The organism is Halorubrum amylolyticum, from assembly GCF_004114995.1.
GTDB classification, from domain to species: Archaea; Halobacteriota; Halobacteria; order Halobacteriales; family Haloferacaceae; genus Halorubrum; species Halorubrum amylolyticum.
The window spans coordinates 1-14,264 of the sequence record NZ_SDJP01000034.1; the positions used below are offsets into that span (position 1 = coordinate 1).

Here is a 14,264-nt window from a genome sequence, read left to right on the forward strand (position 1 = left end):
CGTGCGAGTGACCGTCGTGGTCGTGTTCGTGCGAGTGACCGTCGTGGTCGTGTTCGTGCGAGTGACCGTCGTGGTCGTGTTCGTGCGAGTGACCGTGTTCGTGCGAGTGGTCGCGCTCGCGATCGTCGCCGTCGAGGAGCACGTCGACGGTCGTCGCCCGGAGCCCGTTTCTGGTCGTCTCGCCGACCTCGTACCGGATCGGGGGCCGATCGGGCACGGGCGCGAGGATGTCGGGGTCGGCGCCGGCCGCGATCAGCGCGGCACAGATCATGTCGCCGGCGGCGCCGGTCCGGCCGTCGAAGACGAGCGTTCGCATGGCGTATCGGAGGCCAGCGAGGAACAAATACCCCCTGATCGGGCGGTTCCACCGGGGCGGCGGGACCCGGCGTCGGCCGACCGGGCGAAACAGTTCTGTCGGATGAAAAACCCTAATACCGCAGGTTAACACCTGACGGTATGTCTCCCTCCACGATGGGATCGGTCGCGGCCGCTTTCGGGGCGTTCGCCGCGCTCGTCGCCGTCGGCCCGGGCCTCCGGACCGCGATCGCGCACCGCGAGAGCGATAACGGCCTCTCGTTCGGCGTCCTCGCCATCGGGGTCGCGATCTGGAGCGGAACGGCGGCGTTCCGGCCGTTCGCCCCGGAACCGATGACGCAGGCGTACTTCTTCCTCCTGTCGCTGGTCGGGGCGTCGGTGGCCGGTCTGGGGTGGTTCCTGTTCGCCAGCACGGCGCACAGCACGCCGTCGACGCTCAGCCGGCCCCCGGTGTACGCGGCCGTCGCGCTCGTCGTCGGCGTGGACGTGGGGCTGGTCGTCACGACGCCGGTCCACGGACTGTACTGGGGCGGACTCGCCGAGACTACGACCGTCTTCGACACCACCGCCGTCGTCGCCACGGCCGGGTACTGGGCGCACACCCTGCTCGTCGCCGGACTGTTCACGGCTGGCGTGTGGCTGTTCGCGAGGTCGCGCGGCCCCCGTCGTGACCGGCGATGCGCGCTGGCGTACGCCGGCAACGCCGCCGCCGTGACCCTCGCGGTCGTCGCGAGCAACGTTGCGGCACCCGGGTCGGGAGCGGCGGCGCCCGTCCTCGCGTCCGGCCTCCTCGTCGTCGGCGTCGTCCAAGCCCGGCCGTCGTGAGCGCGACCGCCGCGAGGGCGCGGCCCGCGGCGCGCAGGCGGCTCCGCCCCGCTTTCGACCGACACCGAAGACGGCGAAAACGCACGCATACGACGAGGTTTTAACTGCGGACGCCGTACCGTGCTACATGATGACACAGATCGGTGTGACGGCCGGCTCCGCCGCCGGAGCCGGCGGCGCCGACGGGGGCAACAGGCTTATTCCCGAACCGGGTGCAGTTACGGGTAACCTCCGCGAGGAACAATGAACGAAGTCCAACTCGAAGTGGCGAAGGCGTACCCGAACGACTCGGGGCGCGGCATCGCCCGGCTCGACCCCGACACGCTGTTGCACCTCAAGCTCTCGCCCGGCGACATCATCGAGATCGAGGGCGCGGAGACCACCGCCGCGAAGGTCTGGCGCGCGGACCGGCAGGACTGGAACACCGACACGGTCCGCGTCGACGGCTTCACCCGCCAGAACGCCGACGTGGGCATCGGCGAGCGCGTGACGATCCGGAAGGCGGAGGCCGAGAAGGCCGACAAGCTCGTGTTGGCCCCGCCCGAGGAGGCGTCGGTCCAGTTCGGCTCCGACGCCGCCGGCATGGTGAAACGCCAGATACTCAAGCGGCCGGTCGTCGAGCGCGATATCGTCCCCGTGATGTCCTCGACGAACCACCCGTTCATGCGGTCGCCCGGGCAGGCGATCCCGCTGATCGCGGTCGAGACCGAACCCGACGGCGTCTGCCTGATCACCGAGGACACCGAGGTCGAACTACGCGAGGAGCCGATCTCCGGATTCGAGAAGACCGGCGGCGGCATCACCTACGAGGACATCGGCGGGCTCCAGTCGGAGATCCAGCGCGTCCGCGAGATGGTCGAGCTGCCGATGAAACACCCGCAGGTCTTCTCGAAGCTCGGCATCGAGCCGCCGCAGGGCGTCCTCCTGCACGGTCCGCCGGGCACGGGGAAGACCCTGCTCGCGAAGGCGGTCGCCAACGAGACCTCGGCGTCGTTCTTCTCGATCGCCGGCCCGGAGATCATCTCGAAGTACTACGGCGAGTCCGAACAGCAGCTCCGGGAGATCTTCGAGGACGCGAAAGAGGAAAGCCCGAGTATCATCTTCATCGACGAGCTCGACTCGATCGCGCCGAAGCGCGAGGACGTGACCGGCGAGGTCGAGCGGCGCGTCGTCGCCCAGCTGCTGACGATGATGGACGGGCTCGAAACCCGCGGGCAGGTGGTCGTCATCGGCGCGACCAACCGCGTCGACAGCGTCGATCCCGCGCTCCGTCGCCCCGGGCGCTTCGACCGCGAGATCGAGATCGGCGTCCCCGACGAGGTGGGCCGCAAGGAGATCCTCCAGATCCACACCCGCGGGATGCCGCTCTCGGACGACGTGAGCTTGGACCACCTCGCCGACGAGACCCACGGGTTCGTCGGCGCCGACATCGAGAGCCTCACGAAGGAGGCCGCGATGAAGGCCCTCCGCCGGTACCTCCCCGAGATCGACCTCGACGACGAGGAGGTCCCGCCGAGCCTGATCGACCGGATGATCGTCAAGCGCGACGACTTCTCGGGGGCGCTCACGGAGGTGGAGCCGTCGGCGATGCGCGAGGTGCTCGTCGAGCTCCCGAAGATCTCGTGGGACGACGTCGGCGGGCTCCCGGACGCCAAACAGCAAGTCCAAGAGTCGGTCGAGTGGCCGCTCACCTCCCCCGAGAAGTTCGACCGGATGGGCGTCGACGCCCCGAAGGGCGTGCTGCTGTACGGCCCGCCCGGTACCGGGAAGACGCTGATGGCGAAGGCGGTCGCCAACGAGACGAACGCGAACTTCATCTCGGTTCGGGGGCCGCAACTGCTCTCGAAGTGGGTCGGCGAGTCGGAGAAGGCGATCCGGCAGACCTTCCGGAAGGCCCGACAGGTGAGCCCGACGATCATCTTCTTCGACGAACTCGACAGCCTCGCGCCCTCGCGCGGACAGGAGATGGGGAACAACGTCTCAGAGCGCGTCGTCAACCAGCTGCTCACCGAACTCGACGGGCTCGAAGACATGGGCGACGTGATGGTGATCGGCGCCACCAACCGCCCCGACATGATCGACCCCGCGCTGCTGCGCTCCGGTCGGTTCGACCGGCTCGTGATGATCGGCCAGCCGGATCAGGAGGGCCGCAAGCAGATTCTCGATATCCACACGGCGGACACGCCGCTCGCGCCCGACGTGAGCCTGCGCGAGATCGCCGAGATCACGGACGGCTACGTCGGCTCCGACCTCGAGGGGATCGCCCGCGAGGCCGCCATCGAGGCGCTCCGCGACGCCGACGACGCGGAGGAGGTGGAGATGAAACACTTCCGGCGCGCGATGGAGTCGGTGCGGCCGACCATCACCGAGGACATCCTCGCGTACTACGAGGACGTCGAACAGCAGTTCAAGGGGGGCGGCGGCGAGTCGCTCCGCGACACCGGCGGCCGGATCGGGTTCCAGTAGGCGGCGTCGCGTTCGCGGTGTCAACGCCGCGCGCCCGGTCCCGTTCCGCGCCTTTTAACCACGACAGCACCCAACGACGGGTATGTCCCAGCCCCGCGTCCCCGGCGGTGACGAGAACACGCTGGAGCTGCCGTGCGGACAGACGATCGCGTCCGGCGAGCTGGACCTGGGGATGCGCGAGTTCGAGTGCGACTGCGGCGAGACGCACGCGGTCGTGATGGACGTGCACCCCCCGGAGCGGTTCCTCCCGGACTTCCTGGTCGAGGTGCTTCGCGAGGCGATCGAGACCACGAGCGAGGAGATGCCGGAGTTCGACACGCCGCACCTGCTCGGCGTGGTCTTAGAGGAGTTCCCGGAGGCCGTCGTCGCGTACGACGCCAGCGAGAACGCCGACGTGGGGTACGCGATGGCGTGGGTAACCGACTTCGACTCCCGCCGGCTTCACGAGATCGTCGTCGAACTCGTCGTCGAGTTGATGGAACACGCCGTGAGCCACGCCGACGACGACGAGGCGCTCTCGGCGTTCGAAGCGGAGATGGTCGAGTTCGACGTGAGCGAGTTCGTTGACCAGTATCGCGCCGAACGCGATCTGGAAGCCGAGGACCCGTACGCCTGAGCGCGGCCTTCGGACCCGTTCAAGATCGCGTCCCAAGCGCGGTCAAACTCGCGTCCCAGGCGCGGTCGAACTCGCGTCCCAAGCGCGGTCAAACCGCCGGGAACGACCGTCACGCCCCTCGTGTCAGACGTTTGTCCGACTCTTGTCTCACTGAACCCTATATATTCGGGGACCGTACGTAAGACGCATGAGTGCCGGCGAATACGACCGGTACGACCGGATACGCGGCGTGCTCGCCGAGGCCGACGAGCCGCTGACGGCGCGGGAGATACTCGCGCTCGCCGGGGAGTGCGACGAGATCGACAGCCCGCACCGCGTCGCCACGGTGCTCGGGCGCTGGGCCGAGCGCGGCGAGGTCGAGGTGATCGCCGATCGGCCCTACCGGTACCGGCTCGAAACCTGAGCGCGGCTCGGTATCCGAGAATCGCCGCCCGCGTCGAGGGGCGATCGTCCGATCGTTCGGCGCGACGCATGACTGCTCCTACGGCGTGACGATCAGGTCGAACCGGTAGACCCCGTCTCGGTACTCGGCGACGACGTTCCGGAAATCGACCCGATCCTCGTAGTCGTCTATCGGCTGGAGGTCGCCCGCGATCCCGAGCGCGTTGAGGGCGTCGGCGAGCCCGTCCGAGGGCGGGGCGCCCTCCTCGTAGCGGCGCGGGTCCTCGGCGATGGCGTCGTCAACCACTCCCTGAGCGGGCTCCGAGAGTCCGGCGGCGTTCAGGTCGCGTTCGACGATCGCCTCTCTCGCGTACTCGACGAACTCGACCCGGGTGTCCGCGATCTCGTTGACGGTGTACGTCCACTCCGGAACGCGGACCGTCCGTCGCTCCGCGACGGGCCGGAAGTACTGGTCCTCGTACTCCACGAACTCGAACGGCGGCGACGGGACGAGGTCGCTGGCCTCGGCGTCGATCCCGTGGTGAAACTCGACGGCCTGTAGCTCGTCGAACTCGGGGTCGCCGAGGAAGCCGTCGTTGCCCGCGTACACCGCGTCGAGCGCCGCGTCGAGCACGCGCTCGTCCTGCGTCGAGAGATCGAACGGGGGGCGTGCGACCGTCGCGTCGTCGGGCGGGCTCTCGTCGGTTCGTTCGACCGCGACGTGCCACCGCTTCCGTTCGAGGTGGCGTTCCTCGGCGATTCGGACCTCGTAGAAGGTCCCGTCGCGTTCGAGGAACGTCGGTCGCGGTTTCGTCTCGGTTCCCCACGAGTCCCGTCCGACGAGCGGCCACTGTCTGACGGTCACGCTGCCGGTGTCGAACAGCTCCGAGAGGGACGCGGTCTTGGCCTCGGCCGTGAAGTCGACGCGGGTCACGGCGTCGATGGCCGTCGGGTCGGGCCACAGGTAGGGCCGCTCGATCGACGAGAGGTCCAGCTGGTCGCCGATGAGCGCGTACGAATCGAGGCTGCCGGGGCCCAGACACCCGGCGGTCGCGGCGGTCGCGGCGGAGGCGCCGAGCAGTTGGAGGGCGCGGCGGCGGGAACAGGTCATATCCGTTCCGGACTTTCCGACATCCCTGTAAATCCCTTGTGGTGGGCGTCTCAAACCGTCGATTCGGCAGACGCGTCGATCGAACCGCGCGCCGACGACCGCGTTCACGGTGTCTGCCGACGTGCGACGGGACGCCACAGACCGATCGCGGTGGTGCGCCGTACCGATCGCCGTGGTGCTCCGTACCGATCACCGTGGTACGAGATCACTTGCGAAAATCGCAAAGTTGCTGCGAGATTCGCATTCTATCGCCGACCTTATTACGATGAGCGTATTCCGTCCGCGTAATGAGCGAGGACCGGACCATACTACTCATCGGTAGCGGACCGATCCAGATCGGACAGGCGGCCGAGTTCGACTACTCCGGCGCGCAGGCGTGTCGCGCCCTGCAGGAGGAGGGGGCACGGGTCGTCTTAGTGAATTCGAACCCGGCGACGATCATGACCGACCCGGAGACCGCGGACCGGGTGTACATCGAGCCGATCACGCCGGAGGCGATCTCGGAGGTCATCCGGATCGAGGAGCCCGACGGCGTCATCGCGGGGCTCGGCGGCCAGACCGGGCTCAACGTCACCGCCGAGCTCGCCGAGGAGGGGATTCTCGACGAGTACGACGTCGACGTAATGGGGACGCCGCTCGACACCATCTACGCGACGGAGGACCGCGACCTGTTCCGCCAGCGGATGGAAGGTCTGGGCCAGCCGGTACCGAAGTCGACGACCATCTCGCTCGACGAGGACGAATCGGTCACCGACTTCGACGAGGAGTACTTCCGCGAACGCGTACAGGAGGCGGTCGACGCGGTCGGCGGCCTCCCCGTCATCTCCCGGACGACCTACACCCTCGGCGGCTCCGGCTCGGGGGTCGTCGACGAGTTCGAGGAGCTGGTCGAGCGCGTCCGCAAGGGGCTCCGCCTCTCGCGGAACAGCGAGGTGCTCGTCACGGAGTCGATCTCGGGGTGGGTCGAGCTGGAGTACGAGGTGATGCGGGACGCCGACGACTCCTGTATCATCATCTGCAACATGGAGAACATCGACCCGATGGGGATTCACACCGGCGAGTCGACGGTCGTCACCCCCTCGCAGGTGATCCCGGACGACGGGCACCAGGAGATGCGGGACGCGGCGCTCGAAGTGATTCGGGACCTCGGTATTCAGGGCGGCTGTAACATCCAATTCGCGTGGCACGACGACGGCACCCCCGGCGGCGAGTACCGCGTCGTGGAAGTGAATCCACGCGTCTCGCGGTCCTCCGCGCTGGCCTCGAAGGCGACCGGCTATCCGATCGCCCGCGTCACCGCGAAGGTCGCGCTCGGCAAGCGGCTCCACGAGATCGACAACGAGATCACCGGCGAGACCACCGCCGCCTTCGAGCCCGCCATCGACTACGTGGTGACGAAGGTGCCGCGGTGGCCCATCGACAAGTTCGACGACGTGGACTTCGAGCTCGGCACGGCGATGAAGTCCACGGGCGAGGCGATGTCCATCGGCCGGACGTTCGAGGAGAGCATGGTGAAGGCGCTGCGCTCCTCCGAGTACGACCCCGCTGTCGACTTCGACGAGGTGTCCGACGAGGAGCTGGAGTCGGAGTACCTCGAACGCCCGAGCCCGGACCGCCCGTACGCGATGTTCGAGGCGTTCGACCGCGGCTACACCGCCGACGACGTGATCGAGCTGACCGGCATCTACCGCTGGTACGTCGAGCGGTTCGAGAAGATCGCCGACGGGACCGCCGCGGCCGCCGAGGGCGACTTCACCGAGGCGGCGATGATCGGCCGCACCGACGCGGAGATCGCCGCGACCGCGACCGCCGGCGGCGTCGAGGCGGACGTGGGGCAGGTCGAGAGCGAGGTCCCGGACCGGACGTACAAACAGGTCGACACCTGCGCGGGCGAGTTCGAGGCGTCCACGCCGTACTACTACTCCGCGCGCCTGCCGGAGTTCCTCGCCGGCGACGACACCGGGGGCGCCGACACCGCGGGCGCCGCGGACGAGGTCCGCGTCGATCCCGACGTGGAGAGCGTGGTGGTCGTCGGCGGCGGTCCGATCCGCATCGGGCAGGGCGTCGAGTTCGACTACTGCGCGGTCCACGCGGTGCGCGCGCTCCGCGAACTGGGCATCGACGCGCACGTCGTCAACAACAACCCCGAGACGGTGTCGACCGACTACGACACCTCCGACGGGCTGTTCTTCGAGCCCATTTCGGCCGAGGAGGTCGCCGACGTGATCGAGACGACCGGCGCGGACGGCGTGATGGTCCAGTTCGGCGGGCAGACCTCCGTCAACGTGGGCGAACCGCTTCAGGCTGAGATCGAGCGCCGCGGGCTCGACTGCGAGATTCTGGGCACGAGCGTCGAGGCGATGGACCTCGCCGAGGACCGCGACCGGTTCAACGTCCTGATGGACGAGATGGACGTCGCCCAGCCCGAGGGCGGCACCGCGACGAGCGAGGCTGAGGCGCTCGAACTCGCCCACGAGATCGGCTATCCCGTCCTCGTGCGCCCCTCTTACGTCCTCGGCGGGCGCGCGATGCGCGTCGTCGAGAACGACGCGGATCTCGAGGAGTACATCGAGGAGGCGGTGCGGGTCTCGCCGGACAAGCCCATCCTCGTCGACCAGTTCCTCGACGACGCGGTCGAACTGGACGTCGACGCGGTCGCGGACGTCGACGCGTCGCACGCGCCTGCAAGCGAGACGGAGTCTCGCTCTGGCGAAGACGTGCTGATCGGCGGCGTGATGGAGCACGTCGAGAGCGCGGGCGTCCACTCGGGCGACTCCGCGTGCATGATCCCGCCGCGCTCGCTCGACGACGAGACGCTCGGTCGGGTCCGCGAGGTGACCGAGGACATCGCCCGCGCGCTCGACACGGTCGGCCTGCTCAACGTCCAGCTCGCGGTGACGGGCGTCGGCGACGACGAGGCCGAAAGCGAGGTGTACGTGTTAGAAGCGAACCCGCGCTCCTCGCGGACGGTCCCGTTCGTCTCGAAGGCGACGGGCGTCCAGATCGCGAAGCTCGCGGCGAAGGTGATGACCGACGACCTGACGCTCGACGACCTCGACGCCGACGAGCAGATCCCGGAGCACCGCAGCGTGAAGGAGGTCGTCCTCCCGTTCGACCGCCTGCCGGGCTCGGACCCGCGGCTCGGCCCGGAGATGAAGTCGACCGGCGAGGTGATGGGCACCGCCCGCTCGTTCGGCAAGGCGTACGACAAGGCGCAGGACGCGACGAGCAAGCCGATCCCGGAGTCCGGCACCGCCGTCGTCGACCTCTCGGCCGACGAGTTCCCGGACCCCGACACCGAGGCCGGCGAGGCCCTCGTCGCGGGGTACGCCGAGCACTTCGAGCTGAGCGAGGCGACCGATCTGATCGAGGCCGCGAAGCGCGGCGAGATCGACCTCATCGTCTCCCGGCAGCGCGACCTGCTCGAGGTCGCCGTCGAGGAGGAGATCACCTACTTCTCGACGCACGCCTCCGCGAAGGCCGCGCTCGAAGCCATCGAGCACAAGGCCGACGACCTCGACGTGATGGCCGTCTCCGACCGGCCGAAGCGCGTCGAGAACTGGGGCGCGAGCGAGTAGCCCTACAGCGCTTCCAGCGTTCCCCGGTCCACGTCCTCGGCGGACATCGGCTCGCCGCCGTACCCGCCGACGAACGAGTCCACGTCGTCGCCGTCGCTGAACGGGATCAGCTCCGGTCCCATGGAGCCGACCACCTCGCTGCGCGCGACGACGGTGAGGTCGGTCGTCCGCGAGAACGCCTCGCTCCCGACGTGCGAGGAGAACATCGTGTCGGAGCCCTCCCGGAACGCCTCCTGGTCGACGAGCGAGTAGTCGGTGAGGAACGCCGCCCGCACGGTCCGTCCCGCGTCCTCGGCGTCAAACCGGTAGGTGTACGTGCAGACGCTGCTGCAGAACTGCCCCGGCCGCCCGCCCTCGGGCTCGCCGTCCTCGAAGTGGAGCTGTCCCACCGGGCCGGGGTGGTCTTCGATTATCATGCCGCACTGGTCGCACGCGCGCTCTCCGTCGAGGGAGATCGGCGTGATCGACGCGCTCTCGTCGCCCAGACAGCCGGCGGTCGCGAGCGAGAGGCCCGCGCCGACGCCGGCGAGCAGACGCCGACGCGACGTCGACGGTCGTTCGAGTTGAGTCATCGATCGTCAGTTCGAACACGGCCGCCTTAGGCCCTCGGAACCGATTCAACCGCCCGTTCGAGGAACGAACCAGATCCGATAAACCCCGCGCGATCGAAGGTCGTCCGTGGCGCGTTTCGATCCCTACGGCGACCCGCCGCTCGCGGCCCGGATCGCGCTCGGCGCGCTCCTCCTCGTCGCCGCCGTCGCGACGGCGGGGGCGTTCGCCGCCGATCCCGAGGCGGCCGCGCCGTCGCCGGTCGCCTACGACGACGCAGTCGAGCTCGGGCTCTCCTCGGAGGCCGACGCGCTGATGGCGGGATCGGCGAGGGTTCCCCGGACGCAGGTGTTCTACTCGCAGCTCCAGTACGTGGTCGGCTACAACGGCGTCGAGTCGTTCGCGGCGACGCTCGACGACGACCGGACGGAACGCCAGTTCGGCTATCCGATCGCCGCCTACGTCGAGACGTTCGACGACGCACGGCCGGGAACCACCGGCACCGGGCTGTTCGAGTCGGAACTCGCCGGGAAGTGGACGCCGGCGGGAGAGGCGGTGTACGTCGTCGACAGCGAGGCCCGGAGCCCGGCCGGCGAGACGGTCGTTCCGTTCCGCGAACGGGACGCCGCCGAGGCGTTCGTCGCCGATCACGGCGGACGGGCGGTCGACTGGGAGACGGTCCGGGGCCGGTCGTTCGACGCCGACTCCGCGGCGACGGTGCGCGCGGTGGCCCCCGAGCGGTGGGCTGCGGCCGACGAGCGGATCGCGGCCGCCGAGCGCCGCGCCGACAGGCCGGTCTCGGTTGTCGTCGGGGAGGACGCGCCGACGGTCGCGGCGGCGGTCGCGGCCGCGCCGGCGAACACGACCGTCGTCGTCCCGCCGGGGACATACGAGGAGACCCTGACGGTGAACGAGTCGGTCACGATCGCCGGCGACGGCGCGCGGATTCGCGGCGACGGCAACGGGTCGGTGATCACGGTGCGGGCGCCGGACGTGGCGATCACCGGGCTCTCGATCGACGGAAGCGGGGGCCAGACGCGCGACCCGGACGCGGCGCGCGAGGGCCGAGCGGGCAGCGGTGGAGACGGCGGTTCGGGCGGCGACGAGGTGTGGGACACCAACATCCAGCTCGGCTACGGCCACGGCGACGCGGGGGTCCGCGCGATCGGCGCGCCGGGGCTCGTCGTCGACGACGTGACGGTCGAGGCGAACGCGAGCGGCCTGCTCTTACGGGAGGGCTCCCACGCGGTGGTCAAAGAGCTCCGCGTCGACGGGACCGACGAGTGGCGGGACGGGTTCATGGGGATCACGGGAATGGGGTCGCGGGTGACGGTGACGGACAGCAGGTTCGCGGGCGGCCGCGACGGGATCTACCTCCACCGCGCCGACGGCTCCGTCGTCCGGAATTCGACGTTCGCGGACAACCGGTACGGGACGCACCTCATGTACACGGGCGACGCGCTGATCGCCGACAACGCGTTCCGCAACGAGCTGTTCGGCGGGGTCACCGTGATGACGCGCCCCTCCGGCAACGCGATCGTCGGCAACGACGTGCGGAACTCCAGCGCGGGGGTTCAGGCGTCGGGCACCCGAACGTACGTCGGGTACAACACCCTCGTCGACAACGAGCTCGGCTTCTCGACCAGCTCGCGGGGGTCGCTGTACGAGCGCAACGTGGTCGCCGAAAACGGGCTCGGCGCGCGCGCGACCACGGTCGTTCCGTCGAGCCGGATCGTCGCGAACGACTTCGTCGGCAACGCCGACCACGCGGCCGCCGGGGCGGGCGCGCTCCGGATCTGGGCCGACGGCGACCGCGGCAACTACTGGGAGGGGGCGAACGTCGGGGTCCACGAGCCCGGCGAGCGCGCCTACCGTCCGACCTCCCCGGTCGACGCCGCGCTCCACCGCGAGGTCGCCGCCGTCGGCGTACGCGAGTCGCCCGCGGTCGCCCTCCTCGACCGCCTTCGCGGGACGGTCCCCGGGGCGCGCTTGGGGAGCATCATCGATCCGGCGCCGGCGGCGGAGCCGTACTCGCCGGACAGGGTCGACGCCGCGCTCGATCCGAACGCGGGGCGAGGTCCGAACGCGGGGCGAGATCCGAACGCGGGGCGAGGTCCGAACGCGGGGGCTGTCCGCGCCGACTGGCGCGCCGAACTTGATGAGGACACCGAGACCACGACGATGGACACACGCGATGAGAACGCGACGGGCGGGAGTATCGATCCGCGAGCGCGACCGACCGAGCCGACGCCCGCGCCGACGGCGGGAGGTGTCGCGGATGTCTGACGAGCCCGTCGCGGCCCTCTCGGGGGTCGCCCGAACGTACGGCGGCGTGCCGGTGCTTGAATCGGTGTCGCTCGCGGTCGAGCCCGGCGTCACCGCCGTCGTCGGCCCGAACGGCTCCGGGAAGTCGACCCTGCTCAGGGTCCTCGTCGGCGCGACGGAGCCGACCGCGGGCGAGGTGACTCTCCCCGGCGCGACCGGCCCGAAGCCGATCGGGTACCTCCCGCAGCGGGTGCCGTTCCGCGAGGGGTTCACCGCCCGCGAGACGCTCGCGTTCTACGCGCGGCTCGTCGGCGACGACCCGGACGCGGCGCTCGAACGGGTCGGTCTTGCCGACGCCGGCGACAGGCGGGTTGAGGCGCTCTCGGGCGGGATGCGGCGCCTGCTCGGTATCGCGCAGTCGGTCCTCGGCGACCCCTCGCTCGTCGCCTTAGACGAGCCGGCGAGCGGCCTCGACCCGGGGATGCGCGAGCGCGCGTTCCGCGCGGCCGCCGAGCGAGCCGACGCCGACACCGCGGTCGTCGTCTGCTCGCACGCGCTCGACCTCGTCGACGAGCACGCCGACCGCGTCGTGCTCCTCCGTCGCGGGGAGATCGCCGCCGCGGGCCGGCTGGACCGGCTGCTCGACGAGTACGGCGCCGCCGACGCGGGGGGGCTGTACCGCGCCGTGACGGGACAGACGGGGAAGCGGGCGGGCGTTGAGGGCTCCGGGGACGGAGAGGGCGACGAGGACAGTGAGGACGGAGGGGGCGGCGAGGACGGAGAAAGCGACGAAGACGGGAGCGACGGGACCGGAGGCGACGGCGACGAGACGGAGCCGGCGGTCCACGTCACGGGGGTGTCGGACCGATGACCGGCCCGCTCACCGGGGTCGCGACCGTGTTCCGGCGCGAGCTGGCGACGGTGGTCCGGACGCCCGGCTACGGCGTGCTCGCGGTCGGGCTGCTCCTCGTCGTCGCCGGCCTCCTCGCGGTGGGCGGCGGCGGCGCGACCGGGTTCGTGCCGGCGGTCGTCGATCTGCTCCTCCCGACTGAGGTGCTCGTCCCGCTCGTCGCGGTGGTGTTGGGCTACCGCGCGCTGCTTTCCGACGCCGAGAGCGGCGAACTCGCGGTGATCCGGACGTACCCGGTGCGCATCGGCGAGTACGTCGTCGGGGTGTTGCTGGCGCGGACGGTCGCGCTGGTCGCCGTGGTGGGCGTCCCGTACGCGCTGGTCGGCGGCGGCGTCTGGCTGACCGCCGCGCCGGACACCGGGATCTTCGCGACCCACGCCGGCGTCGACTCGCCGGCGCTGTTCGTCCGGTTCCTCGCGTTCGCCCTCCTGGTGGGCGCGGCGTACGTGTCGCTCGCGGCGGCCGTCTCGGCGCTCGCCGCGAGCCGCCGCAGCGCGATCGCGCTCGGGGTCCTCGCGCTCGTCGCGGGGGTGCTCGGCGGCGACCTCGCGTTGCTCCGATCGCTCGCCGCCGGGGCCTCGCCGACGACGATCCCGGAGTCGCTCGCGCTCACGCCGAACGGGGCGTTTCGCGGGCTCGTCTTCGAGTACGTGATCGGCGTCGCGTTCGCGCCGGAGGGGGGGTTCGTCGCGACGGGACGTGCGCTCGCCGCGCTGGTCGGCTGGACGGTCCTCGGCGCCGTCGTCGCGGGCGCGACGCTGGCGTACGGCCGCCGCGTCGACGCCACCATTGAGGAGATCCGCGGCGGGTTCGGCGGCTGAGACGGTGACCGATCCGCACTCCGGTCAGTCCGACGCCGCGTCGTCGCCGACCGCTCCCGGTGCGTGCGCGTACACCGCGTAGAGGACGACCGCGGCGATCAGGAAGTCGAGGCTGTGTTCGAGGAAGTGGTGGACCGGCATCGGCACGACGCCGAGGACGGTGCCCGCCCCGACGACCGACCGGGCGAGGAGGGCGCCGACGGCGACGCTGATAAGCGCGTACTGCGCGCTCCGGCGGCGGCGGTACGCGACGAGACTCACGAGAAAGAGGAGTCCGGTGCCGACGCCGGCGACGAACACGACGGCGAGCAGCGGCAGCGATCCCTCTACGCCCCACCCGCCGACGGTCGCGCTCGCGGGAATCGGAATCACGCTATCGAGCCGTAGTGTCGCGGGCGACAAGAATACACGCCCCGACCGCTCCCGC

General features: G+C 70.4%; 12 protein-coding genes. 8 read left to right on the top strand and 4 right to left on the bottom strand.

What is annotated here, in order from left to right; all coding sequences use genetic code 11:
* On the bottom strand, positions 1–316 hold a 316-nt coding region (gene larC / locus ESO89_RS15870), incomplete at its 3' end, for a nickel insertion protein (RefSeq protein ID WP_128906414.1).
* A gap of 140 nt (positions 317–456) precedes the next feature.
* Between larC and ESO89_RS15875 the strand changes: the two genes are divergently transcribed.
* From ESO89_RS15875 to ESO89_RS15890, 4 genes are all read left to right on the top strand, one after another.
* Entirely contained in the window at positions 457–1,140 is a 684-nt protein-coding gene (locus ESO89_RS15875) for a histidine kinase N-terminal 7TM domain-containing protein (protein ID WP_128906415.1), read from the top strand.
* A gap of 243 nt (positions 1,141–1,383) precedes the next feature.
* On the top strand, positions 1,384–3,606 hold the full coding sequence (locus ESO89_RS15880) for a CDC48 family AAA ATPase (protein WP_128906416.1): 2,223 nt from the start codon (positions 1,384–1,386) through the stop codon (positions 3,604–3,606).
* 82 nt (positions 3,607–3,688) lie between these two features.
* The gene (locus ESO89_RS15885; RefSeq protein WP_128906417.1) at positions 3,689–4,222 is read left to right on the top strand and encodes a DUF5815 family protein; all 534 of its coding nucleotides are present in this window, start codon (positions 3,689–3,691) and stop codon (positions 4,220–4,222) included.
* 187 nt (positions 4,223–4,409) lie between these two features.
* Positions 4,410–4,625 (top strand): hypothetical protein, encoded by a 216-nt coding sequence (locus ESO89_RS15890; protein ID WP_128906418.1) that lies wholly within the window; start codon positions 4,410–4,412, stop codon positions 4,623–4,625.
* 78 nt (positions 4,626–4,703) lie between these two features.
* On the opposite strand, the gene ESO89_RS15895 is transcribed toward ESO89_RS15890, so the two are convergent.
* Positions 4,704–5,714: a hypothetical protein gene (locus ESO89_RS15895; protein ID WP_128906419.1), complete on the bottom strand. Its 1,011-nt coding sequence runs from the start codon at positions 5,712–5,714 to the stop codon at positions 4,704–4,706.
* 287 nt (positions 5,715–6,001) lie between these two features.
* On the opposite strand from ESO89_RS15895, the gene carB reads away from it, so the two are divergent.
* Positions 6,002–9,292: a carbamoyl-phosphate synthase large subunit gene (carB, locus tag ESO89_RS15900; RefSeq protein WP_128906420.1), complete on the top strand. Its 3,291-nt coding sequence runs from the start codon at positions 6,002–6,004 to the stop codon at positions 9,290–9,292.
* A gap of 2 nt (positions 9,293–9,294) precedes the next feature.
* Here carB and ESO89_RS15905 read toward each other — a convergent pair whose 3' ends face one another.
* The gene (locus tag ESO89_RS15905; protein WP_128906421.1) at positions 9,295–9,864 is read right to left on the bottom strand and encodes a nitrous oxide reductase accessory protein NosL; all 570 of its coding nucleotides are present in this window, start codon (positions 9,862–9,864) and stop codon (positions 9,295–9,297) included.
* 106 nt (positions 9,865–9,970) lie between these two features.
* Here ESO89_RS15905 and ESO89_RS15910 point away from each other — a divergent pair, with 106 nt between their 5' ends.
* From ESO89_RS15910 to ESO89_RS15920, 3 genes are read left to right on the top strand one after another with little or no spacing between them, the layout of a single operon-like run.
* Positions 9,971–12,127, top strand: a complete 2,157-nt coding sequence (locus ESO89_RS15910; RefSeq protein ID WP_128906422.1) for a NosD domain-containing protein — start codon at positions 9,971–9,973, stop codon at positions 12,125–12,127.
* Entirely contained in the window at positions 12,120–12,977 is an 858-nt protein-coding gene (locus ESO89_RS15915) for an ABC transporter ATP-binding protein (RefSeq protein ID WP_128906423.1), read from the top strand. Before ESO89_RS15910 ends, ESO89_RS15915 begins: the two co-directional genes overlap by 8 nt.
* A complete protein-coding gene (locus tag ESO89_RS15920) occupies positions 12,974–13,837 on the top strand; it encodes an ABC transporter permease subunit (protein WP_128906424.1) in 864 nt (287 codons plus the stop codon). The genes ESO89_RS15915 and ESO89_RS15920 overlap by 4 nt, the downstream gene beginning before the upstream one ends.
* Positions 13,838–13,861: 24 nt before the next feature.
* Here the strand turns inward: ESO89_RS15920 and ESO89_RS15925 are convergent, their stop codons facing one another.
* Positions 13,862–14,209 carry a DUF7471 family protein gene (locus tag ESO89_RS15925; protein WP_128906425.1) on the bottom strand — a complete coding sequence of 116 codons (348 nt, stop codon included), beginning with the start codon at positions 14,207–14,209 and terminating at the stop codon, positions 13,862–13,864.
* Positions 14,210–14,264: the final 55 nt, after the last annotated feature.

Excerpts from the sequence above, each read along its gene's own strand:
- ESO89_RS15875 (WP_128906415.1), top strand. The coding sequence starts at position 457 with ATGTCTCCCTCCACGATGGGATCGGTCGCGGCCGCTTTCGGGGCGTTC.
- ESO89_RS15880 (WP_128906416.1), top strand. The coding sequence starts at position 1,384 with ATGAACGAAGTCCAACTCGAAGTGGCGAAGGCGTACCCGAACGACTCG.
- ESO89_RS15885 (WP_128906417.1), top strand. The coding sequence starts at position 3,689 with ATGTCCCAGCCCCGCGTCCCCGGCGGTGACGAGAACACGCTGGAGCTG.
- ESO89_RS15890 (WP_128906418.1), top strand. The coding sequence starts at position 4,410 with ATGAGTGCCGGCGAATACGACCGGTACGACCGGATACGCGGCGTGCTC.
- ESO89_RS15895 (WP_128906419.1), bottom strand. The coding sequence starts at position 5,714 with ATGACCTGTTCCCGCCGCCGCGCCCTCCAACTGCTCGGCGCCTCCGCC.
- carB (WP_128906420.1), top strand. The coding sequence starts at position 6,002 with ATGAGCGAGGACCGGACCATACTACTCATCGGTAGCGGACCGATCCAG.
- ESO89_RS15905 (WP_128906421.1), bottom strand. The coding sequence starts at position 9,864 with ATGACTCAACTCGAACGACCGTCGACGTCGCGTCGGCGTCTGCTCGCC.
- ESO89_RS15915 (WP_128906423.1), top strand. The coding sequence starts at position 12,120 with ATGTCTGACGAGCCCGTCGCGGCCCTCTCGGGGGTCGCCCGAACGTAC.
- ESO89_RS15920 (WP_128906424.1), top strand. The coding sequence starts at position 12,974 with ATGACCGGCCCGCTCACCGGGGTCGCGACCGTGTTCCGGCGCGAGCTG.